The sequence below is a fragment of the Halobacillus sp. BBL2006 genome (assembly GCF_000786645.1).
Taxonomy (GTDB): Bacteria; Bacillota; Bacilli; order Bacillales; family Halobacillaceae; genus Halobacillus.
Genome location: NZ_JRNX01000779.1, coordinates 1 through 1,128, shown reverse-complemented (window position 1 = coordinate 1,128; position 1,128 = coordinate 1). Strand labels below are relative to the sequence as shown.

The window sequence follows — 1,128 nt, the reverse complement described above, 5'->3', positions numbered from 1 at the left end:
AACCGGAGCGTGATCCTAGACGAGCGAAATTTCCTCAGGCCGCAAATTTTTTAAACTACTGTTATGTACCACTGCAGGCTCAGGCGGAACACCCACATGCCTCCCCTGTATTAGCTAAGAATGTAAAAGGCATCGCAAGAGCTCTCTTTATCGTTGCAGAACACGATGCCTTTGCGCCAGAGGCAGGGGTTTATGCCGAGAAATTAAAGGATGCATGCATCCAAGTGCGCCACGAAATATTTAAAGACTGCTTTCATGCCTTCACTCATCTGGGACCAAAGCCAAAAGCTGAGGAAGCCTGGAAACTAATCGCAGAGGAAATAAAAAATGCGGTTCAATCTTAGAGAAGAGGAATTAGACTGAGCTGGCTTGCCATTAAAATAAAAAGCTGGAGACCAGCAATAAACTAGTCAACAGCTCTTTCATCTTCCTAAACAAAGAATACTAAAGGCACAAGGCCCAAAAGTTTCTTTAGTTATTGATTACATCAATAAACGACTTGGCTTGTTCGTCCGAATAGTCGCCAGAAATTTGAATAGAATCACTATCAATCACTTGAGAGATACGTGGAGAAGATATTTTCTCCTCTCCTAAATATACATGGACCTTTTCATTGAAGTGATTCTCAGTCATTTCTTTCAACTTGTCAGCATCCTTGTAAGTCAGTGTGATCACTTTCTGATCTTGATTGTCTTGTAGACGAGCACTAGAGAAGTCCGACTCCGTGACAATGACTTCTCCCTCTTGATCTTTAATAGATACGTTGGCATTCTCACTGCCTTGATCTTGCTGGCAGCCTGTTAAGATTAAGAGAGCAAGCATTAAAGAGATGATATACTTCATGATTTCCCTCCCTTCATTCTATGATCTACAAAAGTTCACCTGATTTCTAGTTCTATACGGTTAAGAGTAGAGAAAGTTTAATGATTAGCAATATTTGTAACTAAAATAATTACTTTATCGATAGAGGTTGTTCAAGAATCGTGCAGGATTGTTGAAGACTTGATTTCGAGATGATTGTAAGCCTGTTTCCTTTTCTTGGGGCAGAATTAGGAGGTCCTGGAAATCGCTCGCTTTCCGTGGGCATGTGCTGAGCTTCCTCAGACTCCGTCTTCCGGGATCTCACCG

At 41.6% G+C, this 1,128-nt stretch carries 2 protein-coding genes; one reads left to right on the top strand and one right to left on the bottom strand.

Annotated features, from left to right (window positions below; genetic code table 11):
• Positions 1-344, top strand: a 344-nt coding sequence (locus tag LD39_RS19595; RefSeq protein ID WP_035552296.1) for an alpha/beta hydrolase fold domain-containing protein, incomplete at its 5' end; no start/stop codon positions are given.
• 127 nt (positions 345-471) lie between these two features.
• Here LD39_RS19595 and LD39_RS19590 read toward each other — a convergent pair.
• Complete coding sequence (locus LD39_RS19590; protein WP_035552293.1) at positions 472-843, bottom strand: hypothetical protein; 372 nt, start codon at positions 841-843, stop codon at positions 472-474.
• Between the last annotated feature and the right edge of the window lie 285 nt (positions 844-1,128).